Origin of the sequence: Stenotrophomonas sp. NPDC077420 (assembly GCF_044543385.1) — a bacterium.
In the GTDB taxonomy this organism is placed as follows: domain Bacteria; phylum Pseudomonadota; class Gammaproteobacteria; order Xanthomonadales; family Xanthomonadaceae; genus Stenotrophomonas.
Window position 1 is genome coordinate 103,537 of sequence record NZ_JBITVZ010000001.1, and the last position, 16,387, is coordinate 119,923.

Genomic DNA, 16,387 nt, shown 5'->3' on the forward strand with positions numbered 1-16,387 from the left:
CCCCCGGGAACATCAGCCCGAAATCGCCAGCCGCTCCTGGTGGTACCGGCGTACGGCCGCGAACCACAACAGTGCCGCCAGGCCGAACCCCGCCCCCAGGTACACCGCCCACATCTGCGCGCTGATCGGTTCGTGGCGGATGATCTTCAGCAGCATCTGGTTCTGGGCCAGGAACGGCACCGCCAGCTGCCACAGCGCACTCTTCACCGGGTACACCATCAGGGCGTACCCGGGCAGCATCGGCAGCAGCATCAGCCAGGTCATGTGGCTCTGCGCCTCCTTCATGCTTTTGGCCGCTGCTGACAGGAAGGTCAGCAGCGAGGTGCCGATGAACAGGATCGGCGTCATCACGAACAGCATCTGCAGCATCGACAACAGCCCCATGTTGAGCTGCCGCGCCGCTGCGCCGGTGGAGAGCTGCGCACTGAGCTTGAACGCCAGCAGGGTCAGCAGCAGCGACACCACGCCCACCACGCAGGCAGCGGCGATCTTGCCGCTGACAATGGCGCTGCGCCTGGCCGGGGTGGCCAGCAACGGCTCCAGCGACTGCCGCTCACGTTCGCCAGCGGTGGTGTCCATCACCAGGTAGGCACCGCCCAGGAAGGACGTGATGGTGAGCAGCACCGGCAGCAGCAGCGACAGCATCACCCCGCGCTTGGCTTCGGCCGTGGCCAGGTCCTGGGTGGCCACGTCCAGCGGGCGCGCCACCTGCGCGTCGATGCCGCGCGCCAGCAGTCGCAGTGACCCGACCTGCTGGCTGTAACCGCCCAGTGCCGCCTTCAGGCGTGCGGTGGGAATGTCGGCATCGCGGCGGGTGCTGTCCTGCACGATCTCCACCAGGGCGGGCCGCCCTTCGGCCCAGTCCTTGCCGAAGTCCGGGCTGATGCGCAGGGCGATGTCGATCTTCTGGTCACGGATCTCCGCGGTCAGGTCCTCCGGCGGGTCCACCGCGTTGAGTCCCTGCGAGGCCAGGAAGCGCACCAAGTTGGGGGCGTGCTCGCGGCCGATGGTGGGAATCTCCAGCGGCTTGTCGATCTGGGTCTTGAACCGGCTTTCGGACAGCTTGCCCATGCCCAGGATCAGGATCGGGTACAGCAACGGCCCGAGCAGCAGGGTGAGCGCCAGGGTACGGCGGTCACGCGAGAGATCGCGCAGTTCCTTGCGCAACACGGTCAACATCGTGGCAAACGCGCTCATGCGTGCAGTCCTTCTTCATCGCCGATCGCTTTCACGAAGGCATCTTCCAGGTTTGCTTCGCCGGTCTGCGCACGCAGCTCATCGGCCGTTCCCGCCGCCATCACCGTGCCCTTGGCGATGACCACGATGCTGTCGCACAGCGCCGCCACCTCCTGCATGATGTGGCTGGAGAAGATCACGCAGCGGCCCTCGTTGCGCAGCTCGCGCAGGAAGCCGCGCAGCGCACGGGTGGTCATCACGTCCAGGCCGTTGGTGGGCTCGTCCAGGATCACGTTGCGCGGGTCGTGCACCAGCGCCCGCGCGATGGCGGTCTTGGTGCGCTGGCCCTGCGAGAAACCGTCGGTCTGGCGGTCCAGGATGTCGTCCATGTCCAGCGCCCTGGACAGCACCTTGGTGCGTTCGCGGATCTGCGCGGCCTTCATGCCGTGCAGTTCGCCGAAGTAGGCGATGTTCTCGCGCGCGGTCAGCCGCTTGTACACACCACGCGCGTCGGGCAGCACCGCCAGGCGGCGGCGCACGTCCACCGCGTGGGTGGCGGCGTCCAGGCGATCCACCAGCACCCGGCCCTGGTCCGGCGTCATCAGCGTGTAGAGCATCCGCATGGTGGTGGTCTTGCCGGCACCGTTGGGGCCCAGCAGGCCGGTGATGCGACCGTCGTCAGCCTGGAAGCTGACGTTGTCCACCGCCTTGATCAGGCCGGCCTTGGTCTTGAACGCTTTATGCAGGTTCTCGGCGACGATCATGGTGCCCATCCGTTGAACGAGGTGAAGGCCGGCACCGGGGCGAGGGTATCCAGGCAGGTGGCGTCGAGCGCCTTGGCATCGGTGCTGTCCATGAACTGCGCCAGCAGGCGCGGCATGCAGCCGGCGCCGAGGGTGCCATGGCCTTGGCCCCTCGCCACGATGTGGCGGCCATTGGGCAGGTGCTTGAGCACCTGTTCGGCGTAGCGCGGCGGGGTGACCGGGTCGAACTCGCCCGACAGCAGCAGCACCGGCACGTTGGTGCTCAACGGCGCGGTGAAGTTCTTCGGGCGCGAGCCCACGTTCCACACCGGGCACGCGGCGAAGAACATGCGTGCCACTTCCGGGCCGAGCAGGCGGTCGCCGGCCGGGGCTTCCTGGTAGCGGTCGGCGTCTTCGGCGCAGATTACCGACCACTGCATGCCCTGGTTCATCTGCCCGGCCATGTTGCGGGTGGCCAGGCTGTTGAGCGACATCAGCGGCGCATAACGGCCCTGCGCGGCTTCGTCCAGCACCACCGGCAGCAGCGAGGACAGTTCCGGCATGTACGAGAACATGAAGGCCAGGCTGGTCACCGTGTTGGCGCTGATCGGGTCGCGGCGCACCGCAGCGGTGCCCGGGTCACGGTACTCCACCTCCACCGGGGCCTTGGCCAGGGTGGTCATGACGTTGCGCAGCTGGGTGCGGGTATCGACCGGGAAGCGCTTGGCGCAGGCCGGGTCCTTGCGGCACTGGGCGGATTGCAGCTCGATCGCCGATTCGAAGGTGTTGGCGAAATCGCCGCCCACCGCCAGGTCGTTCGGCGCCACCCCGTCGATCACCACCGTACGGGTGTGCTCCGGGAAGCGCGCAGCGTACTGCTGGGCCACCCGGGTACCGTAGGAACCGCCGACCAGGTTGATCTTGTCCACGCCCAGCGCAGCACGCACCGCGTCCAGGTCACCAATGGCCTGGGTGGTGGTGTAGAAGCGGGTGTCGGCAGGGTCAGCCAGCGCAGCAGCGCAGCGGGTGGCGAACTCTGCGATCACCTCGGGCGTGGCCGCCGCGTTCTCGTCGAACGAAAGCTCCTTGCCGTCGGCATCCACGCAGCTGAGTGGGTTGGATTTTCCGGTGCCGCGCTGGTCCACCAGGATGATGTCGCGCTTCTTGCGTACGTCGCGCAGCGACTGGTTGATGATGGCCGCCACCTGCGTGGCCGACTGGCCCGGCCCGCCGGCCAGGAAGAACACCGGGTCGCGCTTGCCTTCGCCCTCGTTGACGGTATCCAGCAGCGCGATGTTCAGGCCGATCGTGCGTCCGCCGGGAGCGTCCGGGTTCTCCGGCACCTGCAACGTGGTGCATTCGGCTTCCACGTTGCTGCTGGCCTGGGCGCTGGTGAGGGTGCAGGGCTTGAAGGTCAGCTGGCCGTACTGGCGCTGCGCGCCCTCGGGCGGCGCTTCCGGGGTGGGCTGGCAGGCCGCCAGCAGCAGCAGGGCTGCGCCGGTGGCGATGGGTCGGATCGCACGTTGCATGCTCGGTCACGTCCTTGAGTGAAGGGTCTCAGCATGCCATGACGGACGGGCATGCTGGATGTGACCGAAGGGGGCCTGGGCAATCAGCTGTCGGATGCCACGAAGCTTGCAGGATTCAATCCTGATCATATTTACCGATGGGATGTGAGGCCTGGTGACCCGCGTGTGTTCTGCCCATTCCGTTGGGAACTGGGCAAGTCACTGCCTGAGCCCCTCCTCCATCTCGATGAACGCAGCTGCTATACAACCAGGCGCAGGAACCATTTCGCGGTGAGGAGGAGTCACCCCTCGGGCCACTACGTGATGTACTTTCGCGTTGAGCGAAAGGTCACGGGCGGTGCAGACGTCAGGCTTTTCGTGGAAAGCGCGTATCGCCGTGACAATGTTGAGGGGATCCTCGCAACAGCTGAGAGAACAAGCCTGCTGAGTCTTCTGCTGAAGGTGTGAAAAGCAAAATGCCCGCTTTTGGCGGGCATCTGCTGAAGCGTGAAGCGGGCCGGACTCTCTTGACCACTCTTGGTGGGACCACTTCCGTGGCGGCCAATGCCCCTTTAACCGGGTCGGGACATCCGTAGTGCAAAGTTTACACGCGCCCAGTATCGCGGCAAAAGATGGCCTTCACAGTTCCGGCGCTTGTGGGAACCGGACAGGTCGGGTCGGTCGGTTACCGGGCAAAGCCCTTCACTATTTGCTGCTGACGTACTTCTCGCGGCGCACCTGGGGGGTCGGCAGGCCGGCCTCCTTCAGCGCCTCGAAGGTGGCGTCGACCATGTCCGGGTTGCCGCACAGGTAGGCGATGTCGGTAGCCGGGTTCGGGGCGAATTCGGCCAGGTGCTGCTGCACGTAGCCGTGGCGGACGTCCGGGTGCGGGTTGGCGGGCAGCTCGCGGGACAGGCACGGCACGTAGCGGAAGCCCGGGTGGGCCGCGGCGAAGGCGTAGAAGTCGTCGCTGTAGAGCAGCTCGTCCGGGGTCCGGGCGCCCTGCAGCAGCACCACGTCCACCCCGCGCCCGGCCATGGCGGTGGCCAGCAGCGGCAGCATGGAGCGGTACGGGGTGACCCCGGTGCCGGTGGCGATGAGCAGGTAGCGGGCGTTGTGGTCGCCCGGCATCAGGCAGAACCGGCCGAACGGGCCGCTGGCGGTCACGTGGCCGCCGATGTCCAGACCCTCGAACAGGGCGGTGGCGGCCCCGCCGGGCACGAAACTGACTGCAATATCAACGGCTTCGCCGGGGGCCATGGCGTGGTCGTGGATCGTGGCCAGGGAGTAGCTGCGCTTGGTGGCAGTGCCGTCGGCGTACTCGAAATGGACCTGGATGAACTGTCCGGGCTGGAAATCCAGCGGTTGGCCGTCATCACGCAGGAACTGGTAGTGGCCGACGGTGGGGGCCAGCATGCGCCGGTCGATCAGCTTGAGGGGGAATTGAACAGGCACGAATTTGGGAAACAGTGTGTAGCCGGGGCAAACCCTCGGGGCCTTCTATAATAGCCGCTCCCCCGCCCCTATCCAGCGCCGACCCTTGGGCGCGAAGGCAAGAGCTTGGCATCCCAGAACACTCCCGCGACCAGTACCGCCCCCGCCCTGCGGGTGCGCGACCTCCGCAAGACCTATGACAACGGCACCCAGGCCCTGAAAGGGGTTTCGCTGGACGTTGCCCCGGGCGACTTCTTCGCGCTGCTGGGCCCCAACGGGGCCGGCAAGTCCACCCTGATCGGCATCATCAGCTCGCTGGTGAACCTGAGCGAGGGCCAGGTGGAGGTGTTCGGCAGCGACCTGGTGCGCAGCCGCAGCGCCACCATGCGCCTGATCGGCCTGGTTCCCCAGGAGATCAACTTCAACCTGTTCGAGAAGCCCTTCGACATCCTGGTGAACTACGCCGGCTTCTATGGCGTGGCGCGCGAGGAGGCCGAAAAGATGGCCGAAGTGGAGCTCAAGCGCGCCCACCTGTGGGAAAAGGCGCAGGTGATGAGCCGCACGCTGTCCGGCGGCATGAAGCGCCGGCTGATGATCGCCCGGGCGATGATGACCCGCCCGCGCCTGCTGATCCTGGACGAGCCCACCGCCGGCGTGGACATCGAGATCCGCCGCGACATGTGGCGGGTACTCAAGGAGATCAACGCGGCCGGCACCACGATCATCCTGACCACGCACTACCTGGAAGAGGCCGAGCACCTGTGCCGGAACCTGGCCATCATCAACCACGGCCAGATCGTGACCCAGGGGCCGATGCGCGAGCTGCTGGCCAAGCTGGACGTGGAGGGCTTCCTGTTCGATATCGACGGTGAGCTGCCGGCGCAGCTGCCGGTGATCGAAGGCACCACCATCACCGCCATCGACGGGCACACGCTGGACGTGGACATGCCGCGCGCGATGGACCTCAACCGGGTGTTCGCGGCGCTGAACGCGGCCGGGATCCGGGTGCGTTCGATGCGGACCAAGAGCAACCGCCTGGAGGAGCTGTTCGTGCGCCTCACCGGCAACCAGGAGAATGCGGCATGAGCAGCACCCCGACCCCGGTCATCACCGACGGCCAACGCAACCGGATCGCGCTGATGACCATCGTGCGCCGCGAAGTGGCGCGCATCCTGCGCATCTGGGGCCAGACGCTGGTGCCGCCGGCGATCACGATGACGCTGTACTTCCTGATCTTCGGCGGGCTGATCGGCTCGCGCGTGGGCGAGATGGGCGGCTACAGCTACATGCAGTTCATCGTGCCCGGCCTGGTGATGATGAGCGTGATCCAGAACAGCTACGGCAACATCAGTTCCTCGTTCTTCGGCGCGAAGTTTGGCCGCCATGTGGAAGAGCTGCTGGTGAGCCCGATGCCGAACTGGGTGATCCTGTGGGGCTACGTGGCCGGTGCGGTGCTGCGCGGGCTGATGGTGGGCATCATCGTGCTGATCATCGCGATGTTCTTCACCCCGGTGCGCATTCCGCACCCGCTGGTGACGCTGACCACGGTGCTGCTGGGCGCGACGATCTTCTCGCTGGCCGGTTTCATCAATGCGGTGTACGCCAAGAAGTTCGACGACGTGGCGATCGTGCCGACCTTCATCCTGACCCCGCTGACCTACCTGGGCGGCGTGTTCTATTCGGTGAAGCTGCTGCCGACCTGGGCCGAAGCGGCCACGCACGCGAACCCGATCTTCTACATGGTCAACGCCTTCCGCTACGGCCTGCTGGGCACCAGCGACGTGCCGCTGTGGGTAGCGTATGCGCTGATGATCGGCTTCGTGGTGGTACTGACCGCGCTGGCGCTGTGGCTGCTCAAGCGTGGCGTTGGAATGCGGAGCTGAGTCCGATGCGGTTCAGCGACTACATCGTCTTTGTAGACGAGAGTGGCGACCATGGCATGGACAGCATTGACGACGGGTATCCGTTGTTCGTGCTGTCCTGCTGTCTGATCAGCAAGCGGGACTACATGAGCACTGTAGTGCCAGCGATGCAGCAGCTCAAATTCTCAACGTTTGGCCATGATGCGGTCATCCTGCATGAGCGCGAGATCCGCAAGGATCTTGGTCCTTGCTCGGTTCTGCGTGATCGCATTCGTAAACAGGCGTTTCTCCAGGCTTTGACTGACGTGCTGGAGCGGACACCCATGACAATCTTCTCGGCTGTTATCGACAAGCGCAGACTGGCAGAGCATCGTCGCCGCAATGAGAGCCCGTATGAGCTTTCGCTTCGTTTCTGCCTTGAGAGGGTCTTCCACTCACTTCGCCGACTCGGTCAGACGTCGGACGATGCTGGTCCGCTGTTGACCCACGTTCTTTGCGAATCACGCGGTCGTAACGAAGATGCGGACCTGGAGCTGGCTTTCAGGAGAATTTGTGGCGGTGACAACTTCGGCAACATCCAGCTGCCGTTCGAACCAGTTCTCACCGACAAGAAGAACAACTCCATCGGCCTGCAATTGGCCGACCTGATCGCCCGGCCGATTGGTTTGCAGCAGTTGCGTCCAGAACAGGCAAACCGAGCCTGGGACGTCATCGAGGCCAAACTCGATCGCGATGGTTCGGGTCGCTACCTGGGCTACGGCCTCAAACGCTTTCCCTAGAAAACAAAAGGCCCCGGCGAATCCGCCGAGGCCCTATGCCGACCGGGAATCCCCGATCCAGCCTGAATGATAGCAGGGTTTTACGCCCAAGTACTTAAAAATCCCCCTTGCCTGTTCAGCGTGAAATGACCTGGAGCTTGAAATGCGCATTCTGATCCTCGGCGCCGGTGGCACCGGCGGTTACTTCGGCGGCCGCCTGGCCCAGGCGGGCGTGGACGTCACCTTCCTGGTCCGCCCTGCCCGCGCCGCGCAGCTGGATCGCGATGGGCTGGTCATCCGCAGCCCGTTGGGCGATGCAACCTTCCCGGCAGCCCACGTCACCGCCGATGCGCTGCCGGCGCTGGCGGCGGAGCAGCCGTTCGACCTGGTGATCCTCAGCTGCAAGGCGTACGACCTGGACAGCTCGATCGAGGCGATTGCGCCGGCGGTGTCGTCACGCACGACCGTGCTGCCGATCCTCAACGGCCTGCACCATTACGCGGCGCTGGACGCGCGCTTCGGCCGCGATGCGGTGCTGGGCGGGCTGTGCTTCATCAGTGCCACCAAGGCCGATGACGGTGCGGTACTGCACCTGGCGCCTGCCGCCAAGCTGACCTTCGGCGAGCGCGACACGCCCGGCAACAGCGCGCGGGTGCTGGCATTGGCGGCGGCGTGCGTGCAGGCCGGGGTCGACCATGTGGCCAGCGATGCGATCGGGCAGGAGCAGTGGATCAAGTACACGTTCCTGACCGCACTGGCCGCCGCGACCTGCCTGATGCGCGCTGATGTGGGCACGATCGTGGCCACCGATGAGGGGGCAGCGGTGGTGCGCGGGCTGTACGACGAATGCCTGGCGGTGGCCGAGGCCGCGGGTGAGCCGATTCCAGAAAAGGCACGCGGGATTGCGCTGGGCGCCCTCACCCAGGAAGGTTCGGCGCTGAAAGCCTCGATGCTTCGCGATCTGGAAGCCGGCCAGCAGGTGGAGGCCGAGCAGATCGTCGGCGACATGCTGGCAAGGGCGCGGGCGGCGGGCCAGGCGGCGCCGCTGCTGGCGGTGGCATACGCGCACCTGCAGGCTTACCAGCGCCAGCGCGCGGGATGAGCGGGATGACCGGCGCGCTTCCGGCACGCGTGCTCGTCTTGGGATTGGGATACAGCGGCCGGCACGTTGCCCGGTTGCTGCAGTCGCACGGCGTAGCGTGCAGCGGGACGGTTCGCGATCCTGCGGCAGCGCCGGAGGATGGGGTGATCCGCCATCGGTGGGTGGCGGGTGCGGCGCAGGGCGGTGAGGGGCTTTGCCAAGTAGAGCCCGGCACCATGCTGCGGGACGCGATTGTTGGCGCGGAGGCGGTGCTGTGTACGATCCCGCCCGATGATGCCGGTGATCCTGCGCTGCGGCTGCTGGGCACGGCGCTGCGCGAGAGCCCTGCCCTGCGCTGGGTCGGCTATCTCTCTTCCACCGCCGTGTACGCCGACCGCGATGGCGGCTGGATCGACGAGACATCGGTGCCCGATGCGGTGGATGACACGGCCCGGCGGCGCTTGCTGGCCGAGGCGCAGTGGCGTGGGCTCGCGCGTGACAAGGGCGTGGCGTCTGCCGTGTTCCGGCTGCCCGCGATCTATGGGCCCGGGCGCAATGCGCTGGTCCAGCTGGCGGAAGGGCGGGCGCGGCATGTGGTGAGGCCGGGGTTGGTGTTCAACCGCCTGCACGTGGAGGACCTGGCGGCGGTGGTTGTCGCGGCGATGGGTCATCGGGGCGAGGCGTTGTATCTGCCCGCCGATGATGAGCCGGCCCCGCCGCAGGAGGTACTGGCGTTCGCGGCGAAGCTGGGCGGGTTTGCGATGCCGCCGGCGGTGGCGTGGGACGATCCGTCGGTAAGCCCGGCGCTGCGGCGGTTCTACGCCAGCAACAAGCGCATCGACAGCCGCGGCACGCGCGATGCGTTGGGGTGGACGCCGACGTTCGCCACATACCGCGAAGGGCTGCAGGACGCGTCGTAGAGCCACGCCCGGCGTGGCTGGGAACGCCGGCGAAAGCCGGATGGGTCGGCGGTCCGGACACGCATGGCGTGCCCCTACGCGATCAGGCCGGCGGCAGGCGGAAGAACGTGCGCGTCGCTGCGGTGGCGTTCGCTGCAGTCAGCTCCACATCCTCGCCGCGATCCCGCGCCAGCTCTTCCACGATATGGGCCAGGAACATCGGTTCATTGCGCCGATCCTTCGGCATCGGCTTCAAACTGCGCGGCAGCAGGTAGGGGGCATCGGTTTCGATCATCAACCGCTCGGCCGGAATGTGCTTCACCAGCTCGCGCAGGTGGGCGCCACGGCGCTCGTCGCACAGCCAGCCGGTGATGCCGATGTACCAGTCCTGGTCCAGGTAATCGAACAACTCCTGGCGCTCACCGGTAAAGCAATGCACGACGGCTGCGCCGATGCGGCCGTCGAAGTTCTTCATCTGCGCCATGAAATCGGCATGCGCGTCGCGCTGGTGCAGGAACAGCGGCTTGCGCTGGCCATCGGCGGCGCGCACCTCGCTGGCCAGCTGCAGCTGGCGCTCGAAGGCGCGGTGCTGGGCCGGGCGCGGAGCGAAGTCGCGGAAGTAATCCAGCCCGCACTCGCCCACCGCCACCACTTCGGCGTGGGCGTGCAGCGCGCGCATTTCGGCGTCGCATTCGTCGGTGTATTCCACCGCGTGGTGCGGATGCACGCCGGCGGTGGCGTACAGGAAACCCGGATGCTGGCGCGCCAGTTCCAGTGCCAGCGGCGAATGCTCGCGGCTGGCGCCGGTCAGCACCATCTGCACCACGCCGGCGTCGCGCGCGCGCGCGAGCACGGCGTCGCGGTCGCGGTCGAAGGAGTCGTGGGTGAGGTTGGCGCCGATATCGATCAGATGCATGGGGCAGCTAAAGGGCAGTTAACCCGTCCATTGTAACGTGCCGCCCGCGCGCGGCCGCTCGCTGCGGCTGGCCGTGGCCCGTATCCTTGCCGCATGAGCACGCCGAGTTTCCCCATTTCCCCACTGCTGCCGCAGATCGCCGCACACCTGGCCACGCATCCGCGGCTGGTGCTGGAAGCACCGCCCGGCGCCGGCAAGACCACCCAGGTGCCGCTGGCGCTGCTGGACGCGCCATGGCTGCAGGGCCGAAAGATCCTGATGCTGGAACCGCGTCGCGTGGCCGCACGCAGCGCCGCGCAGTTCATGGCCCGGCAGCTGGGCGAGGACGTTGGTGACACGGTCGGCTACCGGATCCGCTTCGAAAACAAGGTATCCGCGCGGACCCGGGTGGAGGTGGTGACCGAAGGCATCCTGACCCGGATGCTGCAGGACGACCCGATGCTGGAAGGGGTGGGCGCGCTGCTGTTCGACGAGTTCCACGAACGCCACCTGTCCGCCGACCTGGGCCTGGCGCTGGCGCTGGACGTGCAGGCGCAGCTGCGCGAGGACCTGCGTATCGTGGTGATGTCGGCCACGCTGGACGGGGAGCGGCTGGCGCAGTTCCTGGACGCGCCACGGCTGAGCAGCGAAGGCCGCGGTTTCCCGGTGACCATCAGCCACTTCCCGGCGCGCCGCGAGGAGTCGCTGGAAGCGCAGGCGCGGCGCGCGGTGGAGCAGGCCCTGGCCGAGCACCCGGGCGATATCCTGATATTCCTGCCCGGCCAGCGTGAAATCAACCGCACCCAGGCGGCGCTGGAACAGGCGCTGCCGGCCGATGTGCAGGTGCTGCCGCTGCACGGCGAACTGCCGGTGGAGCAGCAGTCGCGCGTGCTGCAGCCCGACCCGCAGGGCAAGCGCCGGGTGGTGCTGGCCACCAACGTGGCCGAGTCCTCGGTCACCCTGCCCGGCGTGCGCGTGGTGATCGACGCGGGGCTGGCGCGCGAACCGCGTTACGACCCCAACAGCGGCTTTGCGCGGCTGGACGTAGTGAGCATCGCGCAGGCCTCGGCCGACCAGCGTGCCGGCCGTGCCGGGCGCGTGGCCGACGGCTGGGCGTGGCGGCTGTGGCCGCAGTCGCAGCGGCTGGAGGCGCAGCGCCGGCCGGAGATGGCGCAGGTGGAGCTGGCCTCGCTGGCGCTGGAACTGGCGGCCTGGGGCAGCGACGACCTGCGCTTCGTGGACGCGCCGCCGGTGGGCGCGCTGGCCGCGGCGCGCGAGCTGCTGCAGCGGCTGGGCGCGCTGAGCGACAGCGGTGCCTTGACTGCGCTGGGCCGACGCATGCTCACCCTGGGCACGCATCCACGCCTGGCGGCCATGCTGCTGGCCGCACAGGGCGGCACCGAGCAGGCGTTGGCCTGCGACCTGGCAGCCCTGGTGGAGGCCCGTGACCCCCTGCGCCACGGCGGCGATGCACTGGCCGCGCGCTGGCGTGCGTTGGCGGCGTTCCGGCAGGGCCGCGCCCCGCACGATGCCAATCGTGGGGCACTGGCGGCCATCGATGCAGCCAGCAAGCAGTGGCGGCGGCGCCTGCGCTGCGACGCGACGCCGCCGTCGTCGGTGGACGCGCACCAGCTGGGCGACCTGCTGGCACATGCCTTCCCCGACCGGATCGCCGCGCGCCATCCCAGCGATCCGCTGCGCTACCTGCTGGCCAATGGCCGCAGCGCGCGGTTGTTCGACCCCAGCGATCTGCGCGGCGAGCCGTGGCTGGTAGCGGTTGAACTGCGCTACGAAGCGCGCGACGCGTTGCTGCTGCGCGCTGCGCCGGTCGACGAGGACCGGCTGCGGCGCGATTTCCCGCAGCGTTTCCAGCAGCAGGACGTGGTGCGCTGGGATGCGGACAAACGCGCGCTGGTGGCGCGCCGCGAGAGCCGGTTTGACCGCATCGTGCTGGACAGCCGCTCCGCCGGCCGGGTGGATCCCGCACACGCCGCGCAGGCACTGACCGAGGCCGTGCGCGAACTGGGACTGGAGGCCTTGCCGTGGACCGACGGGCTGCGCCAGTGGCAGGCGCGGGCACTGGCCGTGCGCGCGTGGATGCCGGAGCTGGAACTGCCGGACGTGTCCGATGCGGCGCTGATGGCGTCATTGTCGACCTGGCTGACCCCGGCGTTCAGCGGCAGGACCCGGTTGGATGCGCTGGACGAGTCGGCGCTGGGCGAGGCGCTGAAGTCTCCGCTGCCATGGGCGCAGCGACAGCTGATCGACCGTCATGCGCCGGTGCGGATGGCGGTGCCGTCCGGCATGGAGCGGGCGATCCACTATGCGATCGATGCCGACGGCAGCACGCCGCAGCCACCGGTGCTGGCGGTGAAGCTGCAGGAACTGTTCGGGCTGGCCGATACGCCGCGCATCGCCGATGGCCGGGTACCGCTCACCCTGCACCTGCTGTCACCCGGCGGTCGCCCACTGCAGGTCACCCAGGACCTGCGCAACTTCTGGGCCAGCACCTATGCAGAGGTCAAAAAGGAAATGAAGGGACGCTACCCCAGGCACCCATGGCCGGACGATCCATGGACGGCCAACGCCACGCACCGCGCCAAGCCCCGCGGTACCTGAATCAATCCTGCAGACGGGTCAGGTGCATGAGCTGCACGTGGCCGCTGGATAACACGCCCTACACGGCCCCCGCGCGACACTGACCATCGAACCGAGGCAAAGGATCCCCCAATGAGCAGACTGACCGTGATTACCGACCGCGCCCTGGAGCGTGCACTGGACCTGGCAAGCAGCGCGGGCGATGGCCTGAAGCATGCGGGCAGCAACCTGCGCCATCTGGGCCCGCAGGCGACGGACTGGATCAAGACCGGTGCGGCGCTCGGTGCGGTGAAGACCGGCAGCAAGGTGGCGGCCAAGGCCGTGCGCCGCAATCCGGCGGCCACCATCGCGGTGGCGGCGGTGGGCGTGGGCCTGCTGGGCTACGCGCTGTACCGCAAGCAGCAGAAGAAGAAGCTGGCCAACGGCAGCGTGGTGAATGGGCAGGCCGAGCGCATCAGCGCGCGCAATCGCCGCACCAGCACGGTGGTGGATGAGCATAGCGACATCGGCAGCGATGCCTGATCCATCTTGTGTTCGTTGGAACGAAGCCGCCGGCAAGCCCGGCGGTTTTTCGTTGGGCGCGCAGACCGTAGCGCCACGCCATGCGCGGCTGAGCCTGCCATCAGGCGGTGTGGGCAGACGCCCATGGGGTGTCTCTACGGGATCTGGCGCCACTCGCCCGGCTGCAACCGCTCCAGGGTATGCGGGCCCATCGCCACGCGGACCAGCCGCAGCGTAGGCAGACCCACTGCCGCCGTCATCCGCCGCACCTGGCGGTTGCGCCCTTCGCGCAGGGTGATCGCCAGCCATGCATCGGGCACGGTCTTGCGGAAGCGCACCGGCGGCGTACGCTCCCACAACGTTGGGGGTTCCAGGTACTCCACGCGTGCGGGCAGGGTGGGGCCGTCGTTCAACTGCACCCCCCTGCGCAACGCCTGTACCTGCTCGTCGGTCGGCGTGCCTTCCACCTGCACCCAGTAGGTCTTGTCTTCCTTGTGGCGCGGGTCGGTCAGCCGGTGCGCCAGCCTGCCATCGTCGGTAAGCAGCAGCAGGCCTTCGCTGTCGTAGTCCAGCCGTCCGGCCGCGTACACGTCGGGCGGCAGGCCGAACCCGGCCAGGGTCGCGCGCGGCGGCTGGCTGCTGTCGGTGAACTGGCACAGGACGTTGAAGGGCTTGTTGAACGCGATGAGCATGGGCGGGACGTGGGTGGCGAGGTGGCATTGTCCCATTCCGTGGCGTCGGTTGCGTTGGTACCGACCAACGGTCGGTACCTACCAGGCTCGCGCCACCGGACCCGCGACCCCCGCCGGTAGCGCACGACCGTTGGTCGTGCGCCGGCGTCACCGTTGCCGGGCAGAGCCCGGCACTACGTCATGGACGCGGTATTACTTCACGAAGCGCAGGGTCATGCGGTCGCTTTCGCCAATGTCCTTGTACTTGGCGGCATCGGCGGGGTCGTGATTGTTGGTCGGCGGCAGGGTCCACACGCCGTTCGGGTAGTCCTTGGTGTCACGCGGGTTGGCGTTGATCTCGCTGCTGCCCGCCAGCTTGAAACCGGCCGCTTCGGCCATCGCGATCACCTGCGCCTGGCCGACGTAGCCGCTCTTGTCATCGGCCGCCACGTCGGCCTTGGCACGGTGTTCGACCACGCCGAGCACGCCACCGGGCTTGAGGACCTTGTAGAAGCCCTTGAACATGCCTTCGGCCTGGTTGGCACTGCGCCAGTTGTGCACGTTGCGGAAGGTCAACACCACATCGGCGGAATTGTCGGCGCCGAAGGTCGGGGCCTTGGGGTCGTAGCCCACGATCTTGGCCTTGTCGTAGAGCGCCGGGGCGGCGGCGAACTTCTTCTCCAGCCCATCGCGTCCGCGCTGCTGGTAATCGCGCGCCTTGCCTTCAGCCACCGCCATCGGGTCGACCACCGCGGCGACATAGGTGCCCTTGTCGCGCAGCAGCGGGGCGAGGATTTCCGAGTACCAGCCGCCGCCGGGGGTAATTTCCACCACGGTCTTGCCGGGTTCCACGCCGAAGAACGACAGCGTCTGCGCCGGGTGGCGGTAGGCGTCGCGCTTCACGTTGTCCGGGGTGCGGCCCTTGCCGTCGACGGCAGCCTGCACCGCGGCAGTGATGGCCGGCTGGGCATTGGGTCCTGCCGGCTTGATCGCCATGGCAGGGGCGGCAAGCAGCAGCGTGGAAACGGTGAACAGGCAGGCACAGCTGAGCGAACGGGCTTTCATCGGATCACCTACGGTGGCGGGATGCGGCGAGACTAGCAGTCGCGATGTCAAAGGTGTTCACAAAGCGTTAGTGCAGTGCAGCGAAGCAGAACACTGTTTTGTGGTCGGTGCCGCAGCGATGTCATGGGCAGGCACTTATGCTGTGGCATTGGATTGTGATTGGAGGATTGCCCATGACTGCACCGCGCGAACTCGGCCGTTCCGGCCTGAACGTGCTTCCCATCGCGTTCGGTGGCAACGTGTTCGGCTGGGGCGCGGACGAGAAGACCTCGTTCGCCCTGCTCGATGCGTTTGTCGATGCCGGCTACAACCTGGTCGATACCGCCGATGTGTATTCGGCCTGGGTGCCGGGCAACCAGGGCGGGGAATCGGAAGCGATCCTGGGCCGCTGGTTCCAGCGCAGTGGCAAGCGCGACAAGGTGGTGCTGGCCACCAAGGTCGCCAAATGGGCCGAGCGCCCGGGGCTGTCGGCCGACAACATCAGTGCGGCGGTGGAAGATTCGCTGCGTCGCCTGCAGACCGATGTGATCGATCTGTACCAGGCCCATGAGGATGACGAGTCCACGCCGCTGGAGACCACGCTGGCGGCGTTCGGGCGGCTGATTGAACAGGGCAAGGTGCGTGCGATTGGTGCGTCCAATTACAGCGCCGAACGCCTGCGCGATGCACTGAAGGTATCGGCTGATTACAAACTGCCCCGCTACGAGACGCTGCAGCCGGAGTACAACCTGTACGACCGTGCGGGGTACGAGAGCGGGCTGGAGGCGGTGGCGCGCGAGCACGGGCTCGGCGTGATCAGCTACTACTCCCTGGCCAGTGGCTTCCTCAGCGGCAAGTACCGCAGTGCGGAGGATGCGGCCAAGAGCCGTTCGCGCGGCAGCAGCGTGGTGGCGAAATACGTCAACCCGCGTGGCCTGCGCATCCTGCAGGCACTGGATGACGTGGCGGGCAGCCACAACGCCACTGCCGCGCAGGTTGCGATCGCGTGGTTGATCGCGCGGCCGGGGATCACCGCCCCCATCGTCAGCGCGACCAGTGTGGCGCAGCTGCAGGATGTGTTGGCCGCAGCGCAGGTGGCGCTGTCGGCCAAGGACATCGCGCAGCTGGACGCCGCCAGCGCCGAGTGACATCGCCCGGCCTGTAGCGCCGCGCCCTGCGTGGCTGCGCAGTGCCGGACACCACAGCCGGGCACAGCC

General features: G+C 67.5%; 15 protein-coding genes. 8 read left to right on the forward strand and 7 right to left on the reverse strand.

The annotated features are described in order from the left end of the window. Nucleotides 1–12: 12 nt before the first annotated feature. The 4 genes from ACIGII_RS00430 to ACIGII_RS00445 form a co-directional block, all read right to left on the reverse strand. A complete protein-coding gene (locus ACIGII_RS00430; RefSeq protein WP_399637650.1) occupies nt 13–1,197 on the reverse strand; it encodes an ABC transporter permease in 1,185 nt (394 codons plus the stop codon). Next, nucleotides 1,194–1,940 carry an ATP-binding cassette domain-containing protein gene (locus tag ACIGII_RS00435; RefSeq protein WP_399637653.1) on the reverse strand — a complete coding sequence of 249 codons (747 nt, stop codon included), beginning with the start codon at nt 1,938–1,940 and terminating at the stop codon, nt 1,194–1,196. The genes ACIGII_RS00430 and ACIGII_RS00435 overlap by 4 nt, the downstream gene beginning before the upstream one ends. Continuing rightward, nucleotides 1,937–3,448, reverse strand: a complete 1,512-nt coding sequence (locus ACIGII_RS00440) for an alpha/beta hydrolase (protein ID WP_399637655.1) — start codon at nt 3,446–3,448, stop codon at nt 1,937–1,939. Before ACIGII_RS00440 ends, ACIGII_RS00435 begins: the two co-directional genes overlap by 4 nt. Before the next feature lie 684 nt (nt 3,449–4,132). Beyond that, complete coding sequence (locus ACIGII_RS00445) at nt 4,133–4,882, reverse strand: ferredoxin--NADP reductase (protein ID WP_399637656.1); 750 nt, start codon at nt 4,880–4,882, stop codon at nt 4,133–4,135. Between the two features lie 105 nt (nt 4,883–4,987). On the opposite strand from ACIGII_RS00445, the gene ACIGII_RS00450 reads away from it, so the two are divergent. The 5 genes from ACIGII_RS00450 to ACIGII_RS00470 all read left to right on the forward strand — a co-directional run bounded on the left by ACIGII_RS00450 (nt 4,988) and on the right by ACIGII_RS00470 (nt 9,482). Next, nucleotides 4,988–5,947 carry an ABC transporter ATP-binding protein gene (locus ACIGII_RS00450; RefSeq protein WP_399637659.1) on the forward strand — a complete coding sequence of 320 codons (960 nt, stop codon included), beginning with the start codon at nt 4,988–4,990 and terminating at the stop codon, nt 5,945–5,947. After that, on the forward strand, nt 5,944–6,744 hold the full coding sequence (locus ACIGII_RS00455) for an ABC transporter permease (RefSeq protein WP_399637661.1): 801 nt from the start codon (nt 5,944–5,946) through the stop codon (nt 6,742–6,744). The genes ACIGII_RS00450 and ACIGII_RS00455 overlap by 4 nt, the downstream gene beginning before the upstream one ends. 5 nt (nt 6,745–6,749) lie before the next feature. Beyond that, nucleotides 6,750–7,502 carry a DUF3800 domain-containing protein gene (locus tag ACIGII_RS00460; RefSeq protein ID WP_399637664.1) on the forward strand — a complete coding sequence of 251 codons (753 nt, stop codon included), beginning with the start codon at nt 6,750–6,752 and terminating at the stop codon, nt 7,500–7,502. A 142-nt stretch (nt 7,503–7,644) separates the two neighbouring features. Then, a complete protein-coding gene (gene panE / locus ACIGII_RS00465; RefSeq protein WP_399637665.1) occupies nt 7,645–8,583 on the forward strand; it encodes a 2-dehydropantoate 2-reductase in 939 nt (312 codons plus the stop codon). Between the two features lie 5 nt (nt 8,584–8,588). Next, a complete protein-coding gene (locus ACIGII_RS00470; protein ID WP_399637667.1) occupies nt 8,589–9,482 on the forward strand; it encodes an epimerase in 894 nt (297 codons plus the stop codon). A gap of 82 nt (nt 9,483–9,564) precedes the next feature. Here ACIGII_RS00470 and ACIGII_RS00475 read toward each other — a convergent pair whose 3' ends face one another. Then, on the reverse strand, nt 9,565–10,377 hold the full coding sequence (locus ACIGII_RS00475; protein ID WP_399637669.1) for a TatD family hydrolase: 813 nt from the start codon (nt 10,375–10,377) through the stop codon (nt 9,565–9,567). 93 nt (nt 10,378–10,470) lie between these two features. On the opposite strand from ACIGII_RS00475, the gene hrpB reads away from it, so the two are divergent. Beyond that, nucleotides 10,471–12,975 carry an ATP-dependent helicase HrpB gene (gene hrpB / locus ACIGII_RS00480; RefSeq protein ID WP_399637672.1) on the forward strand — a complete coding sequence of 835 codons (2,505 nt, stop codon included), beginning with the start codon at nt 10,471–10,473 and terminating at the stop codon, nt 12,973–12,975. Between the two features lie 111 nt (nt 12,976–13,086). Continuing rightward, complete coding sequence (locus tag ACIGII_RS00485; RefSeq protein WP_399637675.1) at nt 13,087–13,476, forward strand: hypothetical protein; 390 nt, start codon at nt 13,087–13,089, stop codon at nt 13,474–13,476. Between the two features lie 134 nt (nt 13,477–13,610). Here the strand turns inward: ACIGII_RS00485 and ACIGII_RS00490 are convergent, their stop codons facing one another. Together ACIGII_RS00490 and ACIGII_RS00495 are read right to left on the reverse strand one after the other, a co-directional pair. Continuing rightward, nucleotides 13,611–14,147, reverse strand: coding sequence for a pseudouridine synthase (locus ACIGII_RS00490; RefSeq protein WP_399637677.1), 537 nt, complete (start codon nt 14,145–14,147; stop codon nt 13,611–13,613). A 192-nt stretch (nt 14,148–14,339) separates the two neighbouring features. Next, on the reverse strand, nt 14,340–15,191 hold the full coding sequence (locus tag ACIGII_RS00495; RefSeq protein WP_399637679.1) for a class I SAM-dependent methyltransferase: 852 nt from the start codon (nt 15,189–15,191) through the stop codon (nt 14,340–14,342). Between the two features lie 173 nt (nt 15,192–15,364). On the opposite strand from ACIGII_RS00495, the gene ACIGII_RS00500 reads away from it, so the two are divergent. Next, nucleotides 15,365–16,318 (forward strand): aldo/keto reductase, encoded by a 954-nt coding sequence (locus ACIGII_RS00500; RefSeq protein WP_399637681.1) that lies wholly within the window; start codon nt 15,365–15,367, stop codon nt 16,316–16,318. The last annotated feature ends 69 nt before the right edge of the window (nt 16,319–16,387 follow it).

Excerpts from the sequence above, each read along its gene's own strand:
- ACIGII_RS00430 (WP_399637650.1), bottom strand. The coding sequence starts at position 1,197 with ATGAGCGCGTTTGCCACGATGTTGACCGTGTTGCGCAAGGAACTGCGC.
- ACIGII_RS00435 (WP_399637653.1), bottom strand. The coding sequence starts at position 1,940 with ATGATCGTCGCCGAGAACCTGCATAAAGCGTTCAAGACCAAGGCCGGC.
- ACIGII_RS00440 (WP_399637655.1), bottom strand. The coding sequence starts at position 3,448 with ATGCAACGTGCGATCCGACCCATCGCCACCGGCGCAGCCCTGCTGCTG.
- ACIGII_RS00455 (WP_399637661.1), top strand. The coding sequence starts at position 5,944 with ATGAGCAGCACCCCGACCCCGGTCATCACCGACGGCCAACGCAACCGG.
- ACIGII_RS00460 (WP_399637664.1), top strand. The coding sequence starts at position 6,750 with ATGCGGTTCAGCGACTACATCGTCTTTGTAGACGAGAGTGGCGACCAT.
- panE (WP_399637665.1), top strand. The coding sequence starts at position 7,645 with ATGCGCATTCTGATCCTCGGCGCCGGTGGCACCGGCGGTTACTTCGGC.
- ACIGII_RS00470 (WP_399637667.1), top strand. The coding sequence starts at position 8,589 with ATGACCGGCGCGCTTCCGGCACGCGTGCTCGTCTTGGGATTGGGATAC.
- ACIGII_RS00475 (WP_399637669.1), bottom strand. The coding sequence starts at position 10,377 with ATGCATCTGATCGATATCGGCGCCAACCTCACCCACGACTCCTTCGAC.
- hrpB (WP_399637672.1), top strand. The coding sequence starts at position 10,471 with ATGAGCACGCCGAGTTTCCCCATTTCCCCACTGCTGCCGCAGATCGCC.
- ACIGII_RS00485 (WP_399637675.1), top strand. The coding sequence starts at position 13,087 with ATGAGCAGACTGACCGTGATTACCGACCGCGCCCTGGAGCGTGCACTG.
- ACIGII_RS00490 (WP_399637677.1), bottom strand. The coding sequence starts at position 14,147 with ATGCTCATCGCGTTCAACAAGCCCTTCAACGTCCTGTGCCAGTTCACC.
- ACIGII_RS00495 (WP_399637679.1), bottom strand. The coding sequence starts at position 15,191 with ATGAAAGCCCGTTCGCTCAGCTGTGCCTGCCTGTTCACCGTTTCCACG.
- ACIGII_RS00500 (WP_399637681.1), top strand. The coding sequence starts at position 15,365 with ATGACTGCACCGCGCGAACTCGGCCGTTCCGGCCTGAACGTGCTTCCC.